At 36.2% G+C, this 1,047-nt stretch carries 2 protein-coding genes; both read right to left on the reverse strand.

The window, feature by feature from the left end:
• Positions 1-63: 63 nt before the first annotated feature.
• Positions 64-534: a thermonuclease family protein gene (locus AC3WVG_RS12275; RefSeq protein WP_488798403.1), complete on the reverse strand. Its 471-nt coding sequence runs from the start codon at positions 532-534 to the stop codon at positions 64-66.
• Positions 534-1,047 (reverse strand): BUD32 family EKC/KEOPS complex subunit (locus AC3WVG_RS12280; RefSeq protein WP_488798404.1); only part of this gene is annotated, 514 nt, incomplete at its 5' end. The genes AC3WVG_RS12280 and AC3WVG_RS12275, both read right to left, overlap by 1 nt.

The following is a 1,047-nucleotide window of genomic DNA, read 5'->3' on the forward strand; positions in this document are numbered from 1 at the left end:
AAGGAATACGTATCTTCGAAGGTAATGGTTTTAAAGTTGTGCGCTATCAATGTTATGAGTGGACTACTGGTCAAGATCTAGAAGCGATGGATCTATAACTCTAGCATCAATTAATCTTTGGCGGTTCACGAGGTGCGCTTCTTTGAGTTCGTCTTTTGACTGTCCGTGGTATGGTACTCCATAACCCTCTTCAATGAGAATCTCAGTACAGCCAACTTCCGTATCTTTAATATCATAGTATACGTAGAAGTCCCCAAGGATTCTTCCAAATTTACCCTTCTTATCCTCTCCAGATTTATCAATCTCTGTTTTAAGGCGTGCTGTCGATCCAATAGGCAAGAGATCTTTGAGTCTTTCTTTTGCTGCAAGTCCAAACGCTTTCTCCGTTAAGTCACGAGTACGAGATTCTGGTGTGTCAATACCCATCATTCGTACACGTTCTCGGTTTAAAGAGATACCAAATCCTAAATCTATATCCACGTCAACAGTATCACCGTCAACGATTCTTAATATCTTTGCTTTATATTCATACATTAAAGTGCCCACCTTGTTATTTCGTGTGATAAGTTTGATAGCATCTGATCAGCAAAAAAGTCCTTTGGTGCTTTTGGCTTTCCTGGCCTGTATCTAGCTGCATCGGTAAGTACAAACCAAGATTCTGGATCTATTAGTGTTAGATTTTCCCCATCCCACATAAAGTTTTGAGTTACTGTATCACAATGCCGAAACCAATTAGATCTATTTATGTTATACTCGTATAGGTTGCTAAATATTTTAAATGATTTTGATATAATTTTAAAATAGTCATTTTTAAAATCTGTTTTAGATAATTTAGTTATTGGTGTACCGTGAATTTTTTCCATGACAATTGTTTTATCATCTGTGAAGTCATATAACTTAGGTACGAATCCATACCTTTCATGAACTTCGTGATATGCTTCAAGCCACTCATCAGTAATACGATTTAAACGTTTTTTCTTATCAAATATTTTAGTAACCGTTTTACCATTATCTAAAACTTTTCGCCCGCGGCCTTCATATATAATA

The organism is Desulfovulcanus sp. (assembly GCF_982781345.1).

What these genes read in the sequence shown, in the direction of transcription:
- AC3WVG_RS12275 (WP_488798403.1), bottom strand. Translation starts at nt 534, where the DNA reads ATGTATGAATATAAAGCAAAGATATTAAGAATCGTTGACGGTGATACT.